The sequence below is a fragment of the Gemmatimonas groenlandica genome, from assembly GCF_013004105.1.
Lineage (GTDB): Bacteria > Gemmatimonadota > Gemmatimonadetes > Gemmatimonadales > Gemmatimonadaceae > Gemmatimonas > Gemmatimonas groenlandica.
Genome location: NZ_CP053085.1, coordinates 4,712,848 through 4,730,099 on the forward strand (window position 1 = coordinate 4,712,848; position 17,252 = coordinate 4,730,099).

At 64.8% G+C, this 17,252-nt stretch carries 23 protein-coding genes; 19 read left to right on the forward strand and 4 right to left on the reverse strand.

The window, feature by feature from the left end; genetic code table 11:
- The first annotated feature begins 10 nt into the window (after nt 1-10).
- From HKW67_RS20240 to HKW67_RS20285, 10 genes are all read left to right on the forward strand, one after another.
- Complete coding sequence (locus tag HKW67_RS20240; protein ID WP_171227117.1) at nt 11-595, forward strand: GNAT family N-acetyltransferase; 585 nt, start codon at nt 11-13, stop codon at nt 593-595.
- Nucleotides 585-947, forward strand: coding sequence for a YbjQ family protein (locus HKW67_RS20245; protein WP_230981072.1), 363 nt, complete (start codon nt 585-587; stop codon nt 945-947). The genes HKW67_RS20240 and HKW67_RS20245 overlap by 11 nt, the downstream gene beginning before the upstream one ends.
- Nucleotides 948-977: 30 nt before the next feature.
- Entirely contained in the window at nt 978-1,322 is a 345-nt protein-coding gene (locus HKW67_RS20250; RefSeq protein WP_171227118.1) for a hypothetical protein, read from the forward strand.
- The gene (locus HKW67_RS20255; protein WP_171227119.1) at nt 1,264-1,701 is read left to right on the forward strand and encodes a hypothetical protein; all 438 of its coding nucleotides are present in this window, start codon (nt 1,264-1,266) and stop codon (nt 1,699-1,701) included. Before HKW67_RS20250 ends, HKW67_RS20255 begins: the two co-directional genes overlap by 59 nt.
- Before the next feature lie 46 nt (nt 1,702-1,747).
- Nucleotides 1,748-2,998, forward strand: coding sequence for a sensor histidine kinase (locus HKW67_RS20260; RefSeq protein ID WP_171227120.1), 1,251 nt, complete (start codon nt 1,748-1,750; stop codon nt 2,996-2,998).
- Nucleotides 2,999-3,072: 74 nt separating this feature from the next.
- Complete coding sequence (locus tag HKW67_RS20265; protein ID WP_171227121.1) at nt 3,073-3,447, forward strand: aspartate/glutamate racemase family protein; 375 nt, start codon at nt 3,073-3,075, stop codon at nt 3,445-3,447.
- A gap of 62 nt (nt 3,448-3,509) precedes the next feature.
- Nucleotides 3,510-4,508 carry a creatininase family protein gene (locus tag HKW67_RS20270; protein WP_171227122.1) on the forward strand — a complete coding sequence of 333 codons (999 nt, stop codon included), beginning with the start codon at nt 3,510-3,512 and terminating at the stop codon, nt 4,506-4,508.
- Nucleotides 4,509-4,584: 76 nt separating this feature from the next.
- The gene (locus tag HKW67_RS20275) at nt 4,585-4,971 is read left to right on the forward strand and encodes a VOC family protein (RefSeq protein ID WP_171227123.1); all 387 of its coding nucleotides are present in this window, start codon (nt 4,585-4,587) and stop codon (nt 4,969-4,971) included.
- Nucleotides 4,968-5,633, forward strand: coding sequence for a DNA alkylation repair protein (locus HKW67_RS20280; protein ID WP_171227124.1), 666 nt, complete (start codon nt 4,968-4,970; stop codon nt 5,631-5,633). The genes HKW67_RS20275 and HKW67_RS20280 overlap by 4 nt, the downstream gene beginning before the upstream one ends.
- Nucleotides 5,634-5,724: 91 nt before the next feature.
- Complete coding sequence (locus tag HKW67_RS20285; RefSeq protein WP_171227125.1) at nt 5,725-6,231, forward strand: DinB family protein; 507 nt, start codon at nt 5,725-5,727, stop codon at nt 6,229-6,231.
- A 28-nt stretch (nt 6,232-6,259) separates the two neighbouring features.
- Here the strand turns inward: HKW67_RS20285 and HKW67_RS20290 are convergent, their stop codons facing one another.
- From HKW67_RS20290 to HKW67_RS20300, 3 genes are all read right to left on the reverse strand, one after another.
- A complete protein-coding gene (locus tag HKW67_RS20290; protein ID WP_171227126.1) occupies nt 6,260-6,832 on the reverse strand; it encodes a TetR/AcrR family transcriptional regulator in 573 nt (190 codons plus the stop codon).
- The gene (locus tag HKW67_RS20295) at nt 6,833-7,231 is read right to left on the reverse strand and encodes a DUF4260 domain-containing protein (protein WP_171227127.1); all 399 of its coding nucleotides are present in this window, start codon (nt 7,229-7,231) and stop codon (nt 6,833-6,835) included.
- A 124-nt stretch (nt 7,232-7,355) separates the two neighbouring features.
- A complete protein-coding gene (locus HKW67_RS20300; protein WP_171227128.1) occupies nt 7,356-8,822 on the reverse strand; it encodes a hypothetical protein in 1,467 nt (488 codons plus the stop codon).
- A 201-nt stretch (nt 8,823-9,023) separates the two neighbouring features.
- Here HKW67_RS20300 and HKW67_RS20305 point away from each other — a divergent pair, with 201 nt between their 5' ends.
- The 4 genes from HKW67_RS20305 (at nt 9,024) to HKW67_RS20320 (ending at nt 13,294) form a co-directional block, all read left to right on the forward strand.
- Nucleotides 9,024-11,351 carry a hybrid sensor histidine kinase/response regulator gene (locus HKW67_RS20305; protein ID WP_171227129.1) on the forward strand — a complete coding sequence of 776 codons (2,328 nt, stop codon included), beginning with the start codon at nt 9,024-9,026 and terminating at the stop codon, nt 11,349-11,351.
- Between the two features lie 24 nt (nt 11,352-11,375).
- The gene (locus HKW67_RS20310; RefSeq protein ID WP_171227130.1) at nt 11,376-11,891 is read left to right on the forward strand and encodes a KTSC domain-containing protein; all 516 of its coding nucleotides are present in this window, start codon (nt 11,376-11,378) and stop codon (nt 11,889-11,891) included.
- Nucleotides 11,892-12,103: 212 nt separating this feature from the next.
- Complete coding sequence (locus tag HKW67_RS20315; protein ID WP_171227131.1) at nt 12,104-12,400, forward strand: hypothetical protein; 297 nt, start codon at nt 12,104-12,106, stop codon at nt 12,398-12,400.
- Between the two features lie 99 nt (nt 12,401-12,499).
- Nucleotides 12,500-13,294: an alpha/beta fold hydrolase gene (locus HKW67_RS20320; protein WP_171227132.1), complete on the forward strand. Its 795-nt coding sequence runs from the start codon at nt 12,500-12,502 to the stop codon at nt 13,292-13,294.
- 33 nt (nt 13,295-13,327) lie between these two features.
- Here HKW67_RS20320 and HKW67_RS20325 read toward each other — a convergent pair whose 3' ends face one another.
- Nucleotides 13,328-14,137 (reverse strand): carbon-nitrogen hydrolase family protein, encoded by an 810-nt coding sequence (locus tag HKW67_RS20325; protein ID WP_171227133.1) that lies wholly within the window; start codon nt 14,135-14,137, stop codon nt 13,328-13,330.
- Between the two features lie 115 nt (nt 14,138-14,252).
- Between HKW67_RS20325 and HKW67_RS20330 the strand changes: the two genes are divergently transcribed.
- The 5 genes from HKW67_RS20330 (at nt 14,253) to HKW67_RS20350 (ending at nt 17,244) form a co-directional block, all read left to right on the forward strand.
- Nucleotides 14,253-14,480 (forward strand): (4Fe-4S)-binding protein, encoded by a 228-nt coding sequence (locus tag HKW67_RS20330; RefSeq protein ID WP_171227134.1) that lies wholly within the window; start codon nt 14,253-14,255, stop codon nt 14,478-14,480.
- A gap of 94 nt (nt 14,481-14,574) precedes the next feature.
- A complete protein-coding gene (locus HKW67_RS20335; RefSeq protein ID WP_171227135.1) occupies nt 14,575-14,985 on the forward strand; it encodes an Rrf2 family transcriptional regulator in 411 nt (136 codons plus the stop codon).
- Between the two features lie 87 nt (nt 14,986-15,072).
- On the forward strand, nt 15,073-15,927 hold the full coding sequence (locus HKW67_RS20340) for an SDR family oxidoreductase (protein ID WP_171227136.1): 855 nt from the start codon (nt 15,073-15,075) through the stop codon (nt 15,925-15,927).
- A 36-nt stretch (nt 15,928-15,963) separates the two neighbouring features.
- Complete coding sequence (locus HKW67_RS20345) at nt 15,964-16,413, forward strand: hypothetical protein (protein WP_171227137.1); 450 nt, start codon at nt 15,964-15,966, stop codon at nt 16,411-16,413.
- A gap of 81 nt (nt 16,414-16,494) precedes the next feature.
- Nucleotides 16,495-17,244 (forward strand): YciC family protein, encoded by a 750-nt coding sequence (locus HKW67_RS20350; RefSeq protein ID WP_171227138.1) that lies wholly within the window; start codon nt 16,495-16,497, stop codon nt 17,242-17,244.
- Nucleotides 17,245-17,252: the final 8 nt, after the last annotated feature.

Genomic DNA, 17,252 nt, shown 5'->3' on the forward strand with positions numbered 1-17,252 from the left:
CGACGCATCCATGGACCAACCCACCCTCTACACCGCTCGGCTCATTCTCCGCCCGTTCACGCGCGCGGACGCGACCGCTGTGCAGCGCCTCGCCGGCGACGAAGCGGTGGCCGAGATGACGCTCAACGTGCCGCACCCGTACGGCGATGGCATGGCGGAGACATGGATTGCCTCGCATCGTGGGGCGTGGGACGCCGGAACCGCCGTCACCTTCGCCATCACGACGATGGACCACGAACTCCGCGGTACCATAAGCCTGCAACTCACGGCGCCGCATCGTCGTGGCGAGATGGGGTATTGGATCGGCCGGCCGTACTGGGGGCAGGGCATCGCCACCGAAGCGGTGCACGGCGTACTAGACTTCGCATTCGGGCCGCTTGCACTGAATCGCGTGCAGGCGTCGCATCTGCCACGCAATCCGGCCTCCGGCCGCGTCATGCAGAAGGCCGGCATGCAACGCGAAGGACTGCATCGCGAGCAATACCTGAAAGGCGGACGCTTCGAAGACGTCGTGCAGTACGCCGTATTGCGTCGCGATTGGGAATCGACGTCAGCAGGGCACACCTCTACCGACCATCCACACCATGTCCACTAGTCTTCCCGCGCAGGCCGTCGAGGTTCCGCACGCCATGACGACGACGGCCTTCGATCTGCCCGGCTATCGCATCGCCGCCTCGCTCGGCGTGGTTCGCGGCGTCGTCGTTCGCTCGCGATCGGTGTTCGGTACGTTGGGCGCGACGTTGCAAACCGTGTTGGGCGGCAACATCTCGTTGTTCACCGAGCTCGCCGAGCGCACGCGTGCGCAGGCGTTCGATACGATGTTGCATCAGGCGCATCTCTCGGGCGCGAATGCCGTGATCGGCGTGCGGTATGACGCCAACGAGTTGATGCAAGGCGTCACCGAGGTGCTCTGCTACGGCACGGCCGTCCGGGTCGAACACGCGTAAACGCGGGCGCCGACCGTAGATTCAACACTCATGACGACGCGCCGCTACGAGGACGACGAAGTCCGCGAGATTTTCAGTGTTGCGAGCACGGGCAGTACGTCGGACCAGACGCTCCTCGCCGAATCGGGCGGTCTGACGCTCGACGAACTTCAGCGCATCGGTCGCGAGGTAGGCATTGATCCGACTCGCGTCGCTCACGCCGCGGCACAGCTTGACGCGCGCGGAACACCGACGCCGGTGAAACGCGCCTTCGGCATGCCAGTCGGTGCGCAGGGGGTCGCAAAGAGCTCGGGTTCGCAAATGGACGCATGGCGATGTGCCGATCAGTCTCGAACCCACCGAGCGCGGCGAACAGCTTCTTCTTACCGCAACTAATGAGCTGGCCGACGTGCTGAACGCCTTCAGTCTGTTGCTGGGAGTTGTGTCTCTGCTCATGGCGGCGGTCGTCGTTGTCGCCGGCAAGCCGCAGAAGGCGATAATCATGCTCGCTCTTTTCGGAGGCATGTCGCTGGCGGCGTTCGGCGCCAATATCATTCGCCTGCCGCGTTGGCCGGTGACCGCAGTAGTCGCGTGCCCGTCGAGCGTCGTACACCAGCTGACAGATCCAGCTGATCAGGGCGCCCGTGAGCAGGTTGGATTCTGCTTTCGTTCTGTCCCAGTCGGCGTACAGGGACAAGACGCGTGCGCCCCATCACAAAGCGCCTGCTCGCGTCGCGTTGCTCGAGCACTCGCGTGCTGTAATTTTTTAGTATGAACTCTCGTCTTCACGCTCGCGCCTAAGCGCGCTCGATCACAAACCAATGACTCCGCTTGTGTTGGCCTTGCAGGTCGCCGCTCACGGCACGCCCCCCGGTCTTTCGGCGGCCGCGCGCGACGTGTTCCACGTGGCCGACGTCATCACCGCGTTTTCGTATTTCGCGATCGCGACCACATTGCTCGTGGTCGTGCTGCGCCTTCGTGCGCAGTTACCGTTTCGGGTCGTGTTCGTGCTCTTTGGCGCCTTCATCGTGCTATGTGGGGCCACCCACGTGATGAGTACGCTGACGCTCGGCGCACAGCGTGACGTTATCGAAACCGCGACCATGGTGGCGACAGCGGCCGTCTCTCTGCTCACGGCCGTGCTGTTGCCTCGATTTGTCCCCCGTATTGAGGCGCTGGTGCGCGATGCGCAGGTCGCGCGGGAACGCGAGCGCGAGAAGGCGCGCGCCGACGCGCTGGCCGAATCCAACGAGGCACTGGTGGCTCAAGCCGCGGCGTTGAACGATGCGAACGCCCAACTCGCCGAGAGTCTCCGCGAGCGGCAGCGGCTCGAGGGCCACCTGCGGCAAGTGCAGAAGATGGAGCTGATGGGACGCCTCGCCAGTGGCGTCGCGCACGACTTCAACAACCTCTTGACGGTCATTCAGGGGAATGTGGATCTGGTTCGCGATGCGGTCCCAGCCTCCGATCCCGCCGCTGCGTACGTCGAGGAAATCGATCAGGCTACGAAGAACGCGACAGAGTTGACGCGCCGGCTTCTCGCGTTTGGTCGCAAGGCACCGGCTCGCACCGAGCGCACGACGCTCGACGCGCTGCTGGCTCGGGAGCGTCGACTCCTCCAGCGCGCGCTGCCCTCGAGCATGCAGCTCGAGGTCCGCAGCAACCACCCCGACGGATTCGTTCAAATCGACGTGAATCAGGTGCAACAGGCCATTCTCAACCTGATTGTCAATGCGCGCGACGCGACAGCGAGCGCCGGCCGAGGCGCGAGCACGGTGACGATCGAAACGGGGCAGGTGGTCGTCGGGCCGGAAGCGCCACCCACGTCGCCGCCGGTCGCGCCGGGGCGTTACATGACGCTCTCCGTCCAAGACGAGGGCACGGGAATCAGCGAAGAGGTTCGTTCACACATCTTCGAGCCCTTCTTTACAACGAAGGAGGAGGGACAGGGTACAGGCCTTGGACTCGCGATGATCTACGAGGTGATGGTGCAGTCCGGCGGCGGTGTGCAGGTTGAAAGTCTGATGGGTCGCGGCAGTACGTTCACGCTGCTCTTGCCGCGCGTGGCGTAATCGCGTGGCGGCCACTTCTGTGTGCCGGAGTTTGCCGCGATCTCTCCCCTCCCCGTGATCAATTTGTTGAAACGGTGAATGACGCGATACATGTCCGCGGCCTCACGCGCATCGGCATTCTCGGCACCCGCACGGTTATGGCGTCGCGGCTCTACGGGCGGGTATCCGGCGCCGAGGTCATTCCGCCGGCCGGGGCCGAGCTCGACGCCGTGCACGACGCCAATGTCGAGATGGCCGCGTCGGGCTTTGCCACCGACGGTCAGCGCGCCGTTTTCGACGGCGCAGTCCGCGGTCTGTTGCAGGAGGCGCACGTCGAGGCGATTCTCCTTGGTGGCACCGACCTCGCGTTGGTGTACCGTGAGGACACCGCGTCGTTCCCGCTCGTGAATGCCGCGGCCGTCCATGTGGACGCGATTGTCGCGGCGACGAGGTTTTCAGCGCTAGAATAGCGTGATCGAGCCACGCCGTGCTCACCGTACTCTTCCCGATCTTTCGACAGACGGAGGGTTGCATGCGCTTTCGTGTCGCAATGCTGCTTGCCAGCGCCATGCTCACGGCGATCGGTAGCGCGAGGCTGCTGTCGGCGCAGGTCCGACAAATAGGCGATCTGACCACGCGTGAGATTCTCGCCCTCGATCGCACGAAGACGGTGGTGATGCTGCAGGGCGGCATGCTGGAGGAGCACGGCCCGTATCTTCCCGCCTACACGGACGGTATTCTCAGCGCGCGCCTGACGCAGGACGTGGCCGCGGGGATCGCACGACAGCGCGCGGGCTGGACGGTGCTGGTGTTTCCGCCGATCGCTGCCGGTGCCAGCGGATCAAACGAGATCGGACGCGAGTACGTGTTCCCCGGCACGTATGCGTTGCGTCCGTCGACGCTCCGCGCGGCGTTTGTAGACCTCGCCAGTGAGCTCGGTGAGCAAGGTTTTCGCTGGGTGCTGGTCGTCCATGTACACGGATCGCCGCTGCATATCGGCGCGCTCGATGACGCCGGCGATTTCTTTCATGAGACCTACGGCGGCACGATGGTCAACCTGTGGGGTCTCCTGCCGGTACTCGGGGGCTGGGGAGGCGCGATGACCAACATGACCGCGGCGGAAAAGGCGGCCGACGGCTTGTCGCTGCACGCGGGCATGGACGAGCACAGTCTGATGTTGTACCTGCGTCCCGACCTGGTCGCCGCAGACTATCGCCAAGCGCCCTCCGTGTCGGGGGCGAACTACGCTGAAGCGTTCGCCGTCGCCGCCCAACCGGGCTGGCCTGGATACCTTGGCGCGCCGCACTTGGCGACTGCGGCATTCGGTGAGCGCATCTGGCGCGCGTTTTCGGGCGCAGCGCTCACGACGTCGCTGGAGATTCTGGACGGGAAAAATCCCGCGACCTACCCGCGATACCTCACCTATCTGAAGACGCTCCCACTGTATCGTGCCTGGATCGATTCGACGAACGCGCGCGACTCGCTCGCCGGTGATCGCTTGGCCACATGGCTGGCGCGCCGCGGGAGGTAGCGCGCGGCGGTTATGACGCGTTGAATACCATGCTCAACATGCGTTCCACCGATCAACCCCCACTCCCGGAGCAGCGGTGAAGCGAGTCACTGGCATTGGCGGCATCTTCTTCAAAGCGAAGGATGCACCGGCCTTGCAGTCGTGGTACAAACAACATCTGGGCATCGATGTACAGTCGTGGGGCGGTACCGCGTTTACGTGGACCGACGACGAGGGAAAGCCCGTGACCGGCACGACCATTTGGTCGATCGGCCCGGCGGACGGCGATCAGTTCGCGCCCAGTGCGTCCACGTTCATGATCAATTACCGCGTGGACGATCTCTATGCACTGGTGAGCGTCCTCCGCGAAGAGGGTTGCGATGTGCTCGAAAAGATCGACGACTCGGAATACGGAAAGTTCGCGTGGGTGATCGACCCGGAGGGAAACAAGGTCGAGTTGTGGCAGCCCCCGGCCGGGCAATGACGCTCGAACAGGCACTCGCGCAGTTGGAAGCGCTCGGCGACGACAAGATCCGCGCGCAGAACACCAAGCGCGGATACGGCGACAAGCAGTACGGCGTGCCGCTGGGTGCCATCCGCAAGCTCGCTACCAAAATCAAGAGCAACCACGCGCTGGCGATGCAGCTCTGGGACACGGGGATCTTCGACGCCAAGCTGCTCGCCATATTGCTACTCAAGCCAGCGACGGTTTCGCGTGAGGACATCGACCGTCTCGTGCGCACGGGCACCAATGGGCAGGTGGCCGACTGGCTCAACTCCTACGTCGTCAAGGAGCATCCCGACAAGGTGACGTTGCGCGAGCGATGGATGCACGATGACGATCCGTGGGCGGCACGCGCGGGGTGGAGTTTGACGTCCGGACGCGCGGCGCGGAGCCCGGAGGGCATCGATCTGCCCTCGCTGCTCGATCGTATCGAGGCAGAGATGGGGCAGGCCGATCCGGCCGTCCTGTGGGCGATGAACTCCTGCCTCGCATCGATTGGTATCAACCATGCGGAACATCGTGCGCGCGCCATCGCCATCGGAGAAGCGCTCGGCGTCTATCGCGACTATCCCGTGTCGAAGGGATGCACGTCACCGTTCGCGCCGATCTGGATCGGCGCTATGGTGCGTCGCCAGAGCTGACGAAGACAGGTGGCACAACCCGTGCTGCACCGACGCGTTACGGACGCTGCGTGTTCGCGTCGCGCCGTTTCACGTCGGACTGGTGCCCCTCATGCAATTGACGAAGATGTATCTGAGCGTGCTCGAGCGCGAAGTCGAGCGGACTCAGCGTGCGCTCCTCGACGTTCCCGAAGGGCACGACGAGTGGAAGCCGCATCCGAAGTCGATGGAATTCGGCCGACTGGTCGGCATGATCGCCTCGATGCCATCGTGGGTCGCACTCATCATCACCGAAGACGAGCTCGACATTGCACCAGACGTGCCTCACCATGCCCCACCGCCACTGTGCACGCGCGACGAGCTGCGCTCGGCGCTCGAGAAGGCCGCTGAATCGGCGCGTGTGGCGTTGTCGGGCACCACCGACGTATTTCTCGAGACATCGTGGACGCTCAAGGCCCATGGCAAGGCGGTCAGTGTCATGAGCCGCTCCGACATGATTACCGACACGTTCGCGCATCTGGCGCATCATCGCGGACAGCTCACTGTGTATCTGCGCTTGTTGGACGCCACGGTGCCGGCGCTGTACGGTCCGTCCGCCGACGACCCGCGCTACACGTAGCGGTGATCGATTGGAATTCGTTGACCGATCACCCGTCGGCGCTGTTCGCCGCCGCGCTCACCACGACGGTGCGCAGCAGTGCCAGCCCTTCCGCGAAATCCGCAGCCGGGTCGCCGCCGAGGCGAAAGGCTCCGGTCAGCTCCATGGTCACGTAGCCATGCAAGTACGCCGTGAGTAAGCGGGCGACCGTCAACGCCCGCGCCCTCCCCACTATCGGCGCGAGATACGCGAGTACGGGCGCCGCGGCTTGCGCGCGAACGTGGTCGATCGAGGCGAGCTGCGATGTCTGAGCCGACATCATGTGCTGATAGTGCTGCGGCGACTCGTGTGCGAACGTCCGATACGCTATCGCCATCGCACCAAAGGCATCCTCGGCGCTGGCGGCAAGCGCAATTCGCTCACCCAACGCGGTGAAAGCAACGAGTGCGAGGTGTTCCAGGAGCGCACTGCGATCGGGAAAGTGCTTGTACAGCGACGGTGCGCGGATGCCGAGCGCACGAGCAATCGCATGCATCGACACCGCATCGATGCCTCCCTGCTCGAGCAGCGTACCGGCGACGATCGCGATCTCGTCCGCCGACGTCTTGGCGATGGCGGGCACTCAGCGCGGGCCCGGTGACGAACCCACGCTGCCCAGATGCGTATGCCCGAATCGATCGGCGTACTTCAAGCCGTAGCCTATCATGCGGTCGAAGGCGATGTGTGCCGCCCAGATGAGCGCCAGCGGCAGCACCGACGGAAGCACCGTGTAGCCAACAGCGCCGAGGGCGAGGGCACCCACGTACGAGTGTGCAACGTTGTAGGCCGCCGCGCCCACACGCGCTCCCGCCAGGTAACCCAGCATCGCCAGGTCGGGGCTCAGGAAGAGCAGCGCAAAGCGGCCCCAAGTGCCGCTGGTATCGCGGTAGAGCGCGACGGCAATGATCAGCGCGACCACGGCCTCCAGTCGTAGAGTCGTGCGAACGCCGCCGGAGACGGCGCCCGCGTCAAGCGCGAGCATGGTGAACCTCGAGGGCAGGAGACGGTGATCAGCTCAAGGCTAATAGTCGTAGCCTTGAGCTGCGCTGTCAAGTCTGCACCTCAGAAGCCCGAGACGGGATGCGGCAGGGGCTGTCGAGCGACCGTCAGAACGTCACGCGCACCGACGTGACGGGACCGAGCGACACGAACACACGGCCATCCAGCGCGCGGGCGGAGCTTTGCATGATGCCGCGTAGTGGTCCGGCATCGCGCGCCGGCTTGATGATGCCGTCGGCCGCCAACATGCCCAGAATCCCGCCCGCGCTCGCGAAGGCGAGGGTACCTTGCGATCCCGTCTCCGTGATCGCCGCGATGCCGCCGCCCATGAGTGCGCCAGCCAGCGCGCCGAGTTGCACGAGCGTACCGTCGGCACTCGTTCGATCGGCTTTGCGTACCATCCCGCGATCGGCGAAGAAGGCGCCGGCTACCAAACCGGCCGCCGCGACGCCGTATCGGGCGGTGTTGTCTCCACTCTCAGGGATCAGCGACGATGCGGCGGTGCCGCCCAGCAGGGCGCCGGTGAACGCGACGCTGACGTCACCGGCGGTCACGTTGTACGCGGCCCGGCGCGCGTAGCGCGGCCCGAGGGCGTAGCCGATGACCTGCGCACCGATAGCGGCGCCGACAACGGCTTTGGCCGGTCCACGCAGACTGTTGTCCGTCTTGGTGTAGCCGCCGTACTGCGGATTATTCGCATCGAACTGGACTACCGTTTTCTTGCCCTCGAACACGCCGCTCGATCCGCCGATGCCGAGCACTGCGAGCGCACCGAGGTCGGCGAAGAAGCCGGCGCTGGCCGCTTCACCGTCGCTCAGTCCGCGAGCCTGTTGAAAGCCGGCGATCGTGCCACCGATGGCGCCGGCGAGAATTGGCGCTCCCCAAGCCGGACCGCCGTCGGCGTGGGCGATGGCGGCGATTCCGAGGCCGGTCAGCGCGCCACGCGTGCCGCCATGCGCGGCGCGGGCGGCCTGCGCACGCGTGACCACGCGCCCTTTCACCGTGTTGGCCGCCACGAAAAATGAGGTGCCGGCCGCCAGGAAATAGCCGCCGGCCGCTGCCGCACCACTGCTGTTGCTGAGAAGCGCGGCCGTGGCTGGACCGTAGGCCACCAAGCCAAGAAAGGTCTGATTGCGCACGAACGTGTTGCCGGCCGGCTGCGACACCACCACGCCGGTGCCCGCACCAAGCAGGCGGTCGCCACCGCGTCCTTCGGCGACGACGCCAGTCGTGACCGCACGCTGGAGACCCGCGACCGCATCGGGGCCGAGCGCGAAGCGCGCCATCGCGCCGTCTATTCGTTGTACCACCAGCACATGCGCGTTGTCGTCGGCGCGATAGAGTCGCGCTTCGCGAAATGTGCCGACCACGGGCCAGGCGGGCGCGGTGAGGTGGAGTCGCGTGACCAGCGTCGGCGTGATCACCGTGATACGACCGGCGCTATCGAAGGGGACGCTCGTTTCGACAACCGGGGTTGTCTGCGCCGAAAGCGCGCGAGCGGATATCGAGGCGGCGAACACGACGCTGAACGCAGCGAGCACACGAAGTGTGCGGACCGACAAGGAAGGGAGCATTCGGGTCTCAAGGTCGGAGGGAATTGGACTAACTCGTTGAAACTACGACATATACCGAGAAACGTGTGGCGCGTTCCACGGCCTTTGGGGCGAATGGGTTTCAAGGATGGTCCAATAGCGGGACGAGTCGTTGGTGCGTAACGTGTGCACAGCACGATGCCGTGCCGACCAATGTGCCTGTACGCCATCGAGGTTCAGCAGATGTCTGACTCGGAACGGGTGGAGGCTTCTCCGCCGCCGATGCTGGTAGAATCACTCGAAGCACTCCCCTTCGCGGCGTTGCTCCTCGGCGCCGGCGGTCGTGTGCTCGAGACGAATCGCTCCTTTCAGCTGCTGACGGGGCGAACCGTCGATGAGCTGCGGCAACAGCCCTTCGATGATGCACTGGGCGCCGACACCGACTCGCCAATCGTGCGGCGCGTAGAGCACGCACTCGCTTCCCGGCAGATGTTCGCGGGGGAAGTGCTCTGTCACCGACCGAGTGGTGCCCCGTTCTGGAACGATCTCATTCTCATGCCGGTGCAAGGGCCTCCCCGCTCGGATGCCACCATGGTCGCGATATTCCGCGACGTCACCGCCCGTCGTACCGCCGAGCAGACGCTCGGCACAAGTGCCGCGAAGGATCGACTGTTGCTGGATCTGATCCAGGCGGGCATCGTCGTACACAAGGCCACCGGTGAGATCACCTACGCCAATGCCAAAGCCACGCAGCTGTTGGGCGTGAGTTATGACACCGCGCTGGGCGCGCTCATCACCGATCCACGCTGGCGCTTCATTCGCGAAGACGGCACCGCGTTGCCGATACAGGAGTTCCCCTTCACGCGCGCGCTCACGAGTCGTGCACTCGTGCGCAACATTGTGCTCGGTCTCACCCGCGACAGTGATCAGCAGCTGGTGTGGCTGATGGGCCACGCCTATCCCGTCCTTGATGCGACCGGCACCGTCTCCGAAGTGGTCGTGAGCTTTACCGACGTGACGTCGATCAAGCAGGCCGAGCGGGCACTTCAGAGGTCGGAGGAGCGGCTGCGTCTTGTATTGCAGGGGTCGAACGACGCGCCCTGGGACTGGGATGTCGAATCGGGCGAGGCGTACTACAGCCCGCGCTACTGGGAGATGCTCGGCTATGCCGTCGACGAGATCGCCGCCGACGCTGGCATGTGGGTGCGTCTAATGCACGCGGACGATCAGGCACGCGTTACGGCCCAGCTGGAACGCCTGATGAGCGGCGGCGCGACGACGTATGAAATCGAGTTCCGGATGCAACACAAGGCCGGGCACTTTTTGCAGGTGCTATCGCACGGCTTCATTCTGCGTGATGGCGCAGGTGCGGCACGGCGCGTCTCCGGCACCAACAGCGACCTTACGGACAAGCGCGCGCTCGAAAGGCGGCTGCAGCAGTCACAGAAAATGGAAGCGATAGGCCAGCTCGCCGGCGGTGTCGCGCACGATTTCAATAACTTGCTCGCAGTGATCGTCGGTAATCTCGAGCTCCTGCTGGGCGACGACGTAGAGTTGCCGGCCGCAAAGGAATATGTGGTCGAGGCGGTCAACGCCGCGCGGCGGGGAGCCGATCTCACGCACCGGCTGCTTTCGTTCTCGCGCCAGCAGCCGTTGCAACCGACGGTGATCGATGTGCATCAGGTTATCACCAATCTGAGTCAGGTGCTGCGCCGCGTGCTCGACGAGACGATTCGCGTGGAGGTGCGAGTGGCGCGCACGCTCCCGCACATCGTAATCGACGTTGCCCTCCTCGACAACGCGCTGCTCAACCTTGCGATCAATGCGCGCGACGCGATGCCGCGAGGAGGCACACTTACGATCGATGTCGACAGCGTATCGGCACCGGATCTTGCGATGACGGGACCATGTATTCGCGTCACCGTTTCCGATACCGGGGTCGGAATGACGCCGGACGTTGCGGCGCGCGCGTTGGAGCCGTTCTTCACGACAAAACCGATCGGACGTGGCACGGGTCTCGGCCTCAGCATGGTATACGGATTCGTCAAGCAGTCTGGTGGACAAATGCTGCTGCAGTCGACGGCGGGCGAGGGCACGGTGGTGACGATGCTGTTTCCGGCCAGCGAGGCGCCGCTGACCGATGTCGGCGCGGGGGGTGATTCGGTGCTGCATCGAGCCGAGTCGACCGACCTCGTGGTGCTCGTCGTCGAGGACGATCCAAATGTGCGCCGACTCTGTCTGCGCACGCTCAAAACGGCGGGCTACACGACCCTCAGCGCGGAGAATGGCGCTGAAGCGCTCCGTGTCATCGACGCCGCCGAACGGGTAGACCTCGTGTTGACGGACGTCGTCATGCCGAATGCGATGAGCGGCCCGGAGCTGGCACGTGAAATCGCCGTGCGGTGGCCCGAGCTTCGCGTGATCTACATGTCCGGCTACACGGCGGACTTTCTCTCGCGCGACGCCGAGAGTGGGTTGTCACACCAATTGCTGCAGAAGCCGTTCACGGTCGCCGAGCTCACGGGCGCGGTGCGCGCGGGACTGGCGCCGACGCAGGACCGGACTACGTGAATCTCACCGAAAACCGAAGTGCCCGTGGCACGAGCGTTGTCGCGCGCCGACGCTGAGTTTGCCGCGCACTGCGCCGTGCTCGGCCTGCGCACCGTTCGCACGGTCGAGGCACTGAACGCAGCGTATCGGCCGCTGATCCGGCAGTGGCATCCCGATCGCCATCACGGCCAGGCGAGTCACGCCGTAGCTGTAGATCGCGCAACGGCGATCAACGACGCGTATGCATTTCTGCTCGAGGCACTCGAACGCGAATGTGAACCGGTGGTTACAGCGAGGTCCCGATCGCGCGTCGCACGCGACGGCTTTCCCGATCCCGCCGTGCTCGAGATCTTCGTCAAGCCGTCGAACGTCATATCGGTGGGCTATAACAACAACACGTTTGATTTGTTCGTGAAATACATCGGCCATCGGGTGTACCGCTACCGGGCGGTTCCAGCCTCGGTGGTGGAGGCACTGCTCAACGCGCCGTCGGCGTCGGCGTACGTGAGTGAGCACGTTGACCGGCAATACGAATCCGAGGCGTGTAAACGCATCACGTGAACGCATCACGTGAACGCATACCCGGCGATGGGTCTCTCACGATAACGGCCATTGGCCTCGCAACGCGTTCCAACGGAGCGGCGGCCCAGCAGACCCAGCCCCAGCCGCCCACGCGCCTCGCGGTGACGCGCTTGATCGGCGATACGATGAAGCTCGTTACCGTTAAGAATGATTGACCGACGACGGTGACCGTGTATCTGGAAGCCGCTGGCATGGATCGTCGCTTGGGCGTGGTGGCGGCGGGCCACGTGGTCACCCTGCAGCTGCCGGCGTGGGCAGCGAACGGCCGAAGCACCGTGCCCACTGGTATCGCCAGCATCGACAGCATTCCGGTGCCGCTGACCGCCGCCAAGCGGGCCAGCACCACGATCACGATCGACAACCCGCGCAACAAGCCGATGATGGTGTTCGCGGAGCAGGGTGTGCGCTCGGTCGGCGGCACGTGGGTGGACACCCGTACGCTCAACCTGAAGTCTGGCGATCAGATCGCCGTCGACATCGTCTTCTAGTTTGCACAGGGAGGGACGCACAACGGCCGTGATCATTCCGTGGTCACGACCGTCGTGGTGCTTTTCGCAGCAGTTTGGTCGCGCGCATAGCTTCGTAGCATGAGAACTGATGAGGAACACGTCACTCTTCGCGAGCACCACGTGCCAGTGCCCGGTGGACAGCTGTTCGTTCGCGAATGGATCCCCCGTCACGTGATCGACGGCGCCGCGCCACTCGTGCTCCTCCACGACTCGCTCGGCTCCGTCGAGCTGTGGCGCGAGTTTCCCGTGCGTCTCGCGCGCACGGTGCGGCGGCGCGTCATCGCCTACGATCGACTGGGCTTCGGCCGATCGTCGTCGCGGCGCGAGCCGCCGTCGCTGCGGTTCATCGAGGAAGAAGCCGAGCTGTACTTCCCGGCGGTTCGTCGTGCGCTCGGCTTTACCAACTTCTCGCTGTTCGGCCACAGTGTAGGCGGCGGCATGTCGATCGTGATTGCGGCCACCATGCCGGATGTCTGTGAACGCCTGGTCTCAGAATCGGCGCAGTCGTTCCTCGAGGCGCACACGCTCGATGGTATTCGCGCCGCCAAGCGACAGTTCGAGAACCCGGCGTATTTCGCGAAGCTGTCACGCTTCCATGGCGACAAGGCGCAGTGGGTCCTCGACGCCTGGACGGAAACGTGGACATCGCCCGCCTTTGCCGATTGGTCGCTCGATCCGTATCTGACCCTGGTGCGCTGTCCGACGCTCGTGATTCACGGCGACGCGGACGAATTCGGGTCGGTCGAGTTTCCCCGTCGTATCGCCCGCGGCGTGCAAGGCGTGTCGCAGCTCGAGATCATCGAAGGCTGCGGGCATGTACCACATCGCGAGCAACCCGACCGCATCCTCTCGCTCGTCACCGAATTTCTGTAAACGTTTCGACGAAAGGTCGCCGCTGACCCGCTGCTAGAGTCCCGTCCGACAGCGCTGCGCGAGCAGGCCTGTGGCGAGCGACAGATCGCAGTCGGCGATGAGCAGTCCCGCCTTTCCGTATGGCTGCCACGCGTGCAGGGTGCCGTCGGGGCGTGCGATCGCCGACGTAATCGGCACGCCCTCGCTCGCGCAGTTCACCGAGGCGAACCAGCAGCTGTTCTCAGCGGCGCGACAGAGGATCGCCTTCTCGTGAAAGGTGTTCGCGGGATCGGCGAAGCTGGTGGGGCGAAACGCTCCGTCTTCCGCCCACGCGAAGTTCGGATGAAACACGATCTGCGCGCCACGTCGCGCGGCCCAACGCACCGTCTCCGGATAGCGCCAGCCTTCGTGACAAATCACGACGCCGAAGGTAAGCGGCCCGACCGTGAACACGCGCCGCTCGCTGCCGTGACCGTACACCGGGTCTTCCGAGGGGTCGAGCTGTACTTTGTCCTGAAACCCCATGAGCGCACCAGCGGTATCGAACACGGCGACCGTCGCGACCGGTAGGCCGTCGGCATGCTCCGGCGCGATCCGCTCCGTACCCAGCACGACCGCGACACCGGCCTTCGCGGCGGCGGCGCCGATGTCGTTCCATGCGGACGTCAGGAACGCGGCATCAGCTGGCGGCACCGCGAGATGGGGGGCGCGGTAGCCCGGCACAAAGCACTCGGGGAAACAGACCACGAGGGCGCCGGCGACTCCCGCTTCGGCGATCGCGTCGCAGGCGATCGCCACGGACATCGCCGGGGTAGCCGGATACGCCACGTTGGCCAGCGCGATTCGTACGGTGGACTCGCTCATGCGATGCGTCCCGGGCAGAGTGTCGACGGGCTGATGTTGGGTGTACCGTAGGATATCCGCTGCGCCCGCATTTCACATCGCGCGCCGTCGCGCCTTCCCGCTTCCTCAGACGACCATGCCGACACGATTGCAGAGCTACGAAGCGCCAGGGATCACTGTCACTTTCGATCCGACGGTGTGCACGCATTCCGCGGTCTGTTTGCGCGGACTTCCGGCGGTATTCGATGTGCGTCGGAAGCGGTGGATTCACGCCGAGGCGGCGTCCGCCGACGAGGTGGCGGCGCAGGTGGCGCGCTGCCCCAGCGGCGCGCTGCAAGTTGTTCGCGAGCCACAAGCGGACTGATCTTTTGCCACGCTCACGGCCGGGCGCGCTCCTTCTTGACATTCGCCGTGTCTGTACGTACTGTGGTAACACACAGTCGACGAGGCACCATCCGATGAATACCCGCTTTGCGGTGGCCGTCCACATCCTCACGCTCTTGCATACGCAGCAGGGAGAGCCGGCCACGTCGGAGTATATCGCGTCGAGTGTGAACACGAATCCTTCGCTCATTCGTCGGTTGCTGTCGCAGCTGGCTCGGGCCGGACTCACGGCATCGCAGATGGGGACGGGCGGTGGCGCGCTGCTGGCGAAGCCGGCCAACGTGATCACGCTCCTCGACGTGTACCGCGCCATGGACGAGGACGCCGATCTGCTGCCGCTGCATCAGTCGCCGAACCCGAAGTGCCCGGTTGGTCGCCGCATCCACGGCGTACTCGAGACGCGGGTGGATGCCGCCGAGCGGGCGTTGGGTGACGAACTAAGCCGTACCACGATCGCCGATCTCACTGACGAGATCGCACGCTGACTGTTTGAGGACCCTCCCTCGCACGCCGTTTTGCTGTACATCAATGTGTAACCAAAACGCATACACTATCACTCACGGGATATTACGATGACTATCGCCATCACCGGATCCACCGGCCAGCTCGGCCGCCTCGTCATTCAACAGCTGGTCGCCCGCAACACGGGTACGCAGGTCGTAGCCCTCGCCCGGAGCCTTGAGAAGGCTGCCGACCTCGGCGTGGCGGCGCGCGTGGCCGACTACGAGCAGCCGGATACGCTCGACGCCGCACTGGCGGGGGTGGACACCCTGCTGCTGATCTCGTCGAACGAGATCGGGAAGCGCGCGTCGCAGCATGCGGCGGTGGTCAGCGCCGCATCCCGCGCCGGTGTGAAGCGCCTCGTGTACACGAGCCTGCTAAACGCCGATACGTCACCGATCGATCTGGCCGAAGAGCACCGCGCCACCGAAGCGGCGATCCAGGCGTCGGGCATCCCTTTCACGATCCTGCGCAACGGCTGGTACACCGAGAACTACACCGGGTCGATCGGCGGAGCGCTGGCGGGCGGCGCGATCATGGGAAGCGCTGGCGATGGACGTGTGTCAGGCGCAACCCGTGAGGACTTCGCGGCCGCGGCCGTCGCTGTCCTGCTCGGTACTGGCCACCTGGGGAAAACGTACGAACTCGCCGGCGACCACGCGTTCACGTTGCGTGAACTCGCCGCCGAGCTCTCGAAGCAAGCCGGGAAGGACATCCCGTATCGCGATCTGGCCGCGGCCGACTATGCCGCGGCTCTGGCCGGATTCGGTGTGCCCGAAGGCATCGCACGCGCGATCGCCGGCTGGGACGTCGACGCCAGCGTCGGGGCGCTCTACGACAACGGTGAACAGCTGTCCAGGTTGATTGGTCGACCGACCACGCCGCTCTCGACGGCGGTGGCGGCCGCGTTGAGAGACACTCGCTAACCTTGCCAGCCATGTCGGGAGCGGGCATCATGCGCCATGTCTCTCACGCAAGAAGAAGTCACTCCCGGTCTCGTGATCCAGTTGGACACCGCCACGTTGCGCGCCCTCGGCGGCTGTCAGACCAACGCCGTGCTCGGGCCAGAAGGCGACCGGTCGGTCGTCGGTACGCAGGACTTCCTGCTCGTGGGACTGGACGCCGCGTCCGGCCGCTGCACCGCCGTTCCGCTTTTCGCGAAAACGGCGGTCGGCAATCAGCCACTCGAGAGCGGCAAGAAGACGGGACCAGCCGATCAGTGGATCGGTACCGACACGTACTTCTCGCGCTGGCAGCATTGGCGGATTCCCGTCGCGTCGGTCGTTGCCGCATCGGCCGGCGATCCGACCGCGCCGGCGAACCGCCGTCGCTACGCGGCGTCCGATCGCTCCGCACTCGACGACATCAAGAACTGGGAAGGGCGGAACCGCGCAGCCTACCGGGACGCGTGACACGAGGCTAGCATCAACCCGAATGTGGGTTGTTGACTTTCTCTGTCAGTTGTCGCTTCCATTGTCACCCGGGTCTCTACGATGTCCGACGCTTCGCTGCGTGCGCGCACCACGACTGAAATTGTCGACGCGGCCTTCACGTTGTATCGCCGCGACTTTCAGCAATACATCATGGTCGGCGCCATCGCGTACTCGCCGATGATCGTATTTTCGCTGCTCACCCAAGGCATGACCGGCACCGGTCAGATCCTCGTGTCCGTCGGCGCCGCGGTGATCGGTCTGGTCATCGCTACGCTCGTTGGCGCGGCGGTCACTCGCATGGGAGCCGACGTGTACCTCGGCGGGCAGGCTGACGTTGGACGCACCGTGGCCGCCGTGTTGCCGCTCGTGCCGATGTTGATCATGGGGGCACTCCTCACGATGCTCATGGTCGTGCCAGGGCTGATCCTCCTGATCGTGCCGGGGGTCTACCTCGCCATCAGGCTGTTCGCTCTCTCGCAGATCATCGTGCTCGAAAAGATGGGGCCGGTCGATGCCGTCACCCGCTCGTTTGAGCTCACCAAGGGGCGCGCCGGACCTGTGTTCCTGACGTTGCTGTTGCTGTACGGTCTCTATTTCGCACTGTCGTTCGGCGTTACCCTCGCGGTCGCGCTGTTCGGCAGCCCGGTGTTACAGACGGTGGTGAGTTCGGTGCTGAGTATTTTCTGCTTCCCGATTCTTGGCCTCGCCGCGCTCGTGCTGTACTACGACCTGCGTATTCGCAACGAAGGCTTCGACGTGGAGCATATGGCGCAGTCGCTCGACGGATCGTCGTACGCCCCGACGATCTGACGTCCGCT

Coding starts and splice junctions, on each gene's coding strand:
- HKW67_RS20330 (WP_171227134.1), top strand. CDS start 14,253: ATGCCGACACGATTGCAGAGCTACGAAGCGCCAGGGATCACTGTCACT.
- HKW67_RS20280 (WP_171227124.1), top strand. CDS start 4,968: ATGACGCTCGAACAGGCACTCGCGCAGTTGGAAGCGCTCGGCGACGAC.
- HKW67_RS20315 (WP_171227131.1), top strand. CDS start 12,104: ATGGATCGTCGCTTGGGCGTGGTGGCGGCGGGCCACGTGGTCACCCTG.
- HKW67_RS20240 (WP_171227117.1), top strand. CDS start 11: ATGGACCAACCCACCCTCTACACCGCTCGGCTCATTCTCCGCCCGTTC.
- HKW67_RS20285 (WP_171227125.1), top strand. CDS start 5,725: ATGCAATTGACGAAGATGTATCTGAGCGTGCTCGAGCGCGAAGTCGAG.
- HKW67_RS20305 (WP_171227129.1), top strand. CDS start 9,024: ATGTCTGACTCGGAACGGGTGGAGGCTTCTCCGCCGCCGATGCTGGTA.
- HKW67_RS20320 (WP_171227132.1), top strand. CDS start 12,500: ATGAGAACTGATGAGGAACACGTCACTCTTCGCGAGCACCACGTGCCA.
- HKW67_RS20270 (WP_171227122.1), top strand. CDS start 3,510: ATGCGCTTTCGTGTCGCAATGCTGCTTGCCAGCGCCATGCTCACGGCG.
- HKW67_RS20245 (WP_230981072.1), top strand. CDS start 585: ATGTCCACTAGTCTTCCCGCGCAGGCCGTCGAGGTTCCGCACGCCATG.
- HKW67_RS20260 (WP_171227120.1), top strand. CDS start 1,748: ATGACTCCGCTTGTGTTGGCCTTGCAGGTCGCCGCTCACGGCACGCCC.
- HKW67_RS20250 (WP_171227118.1), top strand. CDS start 978: ATGACGACGCGCCGCTACGAGGACGACGAAGTCCGCGAGATTTTCAGT.
- HKW67_RS20350 (WP_171227138.1), top strand. CDS start 16,495: ATGTCCGACGCTTCGCTGCGTGCGCGCACCACGACTGAAATTGTCGAC.
- HKW67_RS20325 (WP_171227133.1), bottom strand. CDS start 14,137: ATGAGCGAGTCCACCGTACGAATCGCGCTGGCCAACGTGGCGTATCCG.
- HKW67_RS20295 (WP_171227127.1), bottom strand. CDS start 7,231: ATGCTCGCGCTTGACGCGGGCGCCGTCTCCGGCGGCGTTCGCACGACT.
- HKW67_RS20345 (WP_171227137.1), top strand. CDS start 15,964: ATGTCTCTCACGCAAGAAGAAGTCACTCCCGGTCTCGTGATCCAGTTG.
- HKW67_RS20340 (WP_171227136.1), top strand. CDS start 15,073: ATGACTATCGCCATCACCGGATCCACCGGCCAGCTCGGCCGCCTCGTC.
- HKW67_RS20300 (WP_171227128.1), bottom strand. CDS start 8,822: ATGCTCCCTTCCTTGTCGGTCCGCACACTTCGTGTGCTCGCTGCGTTC.
- HKW67_RS20335 (WP_171227135.1), top strand. CDS start 14,575: ATGAATACCCGCTTTGCGGTGGCCGTCCACATCCTCACGCTCTTGCAT.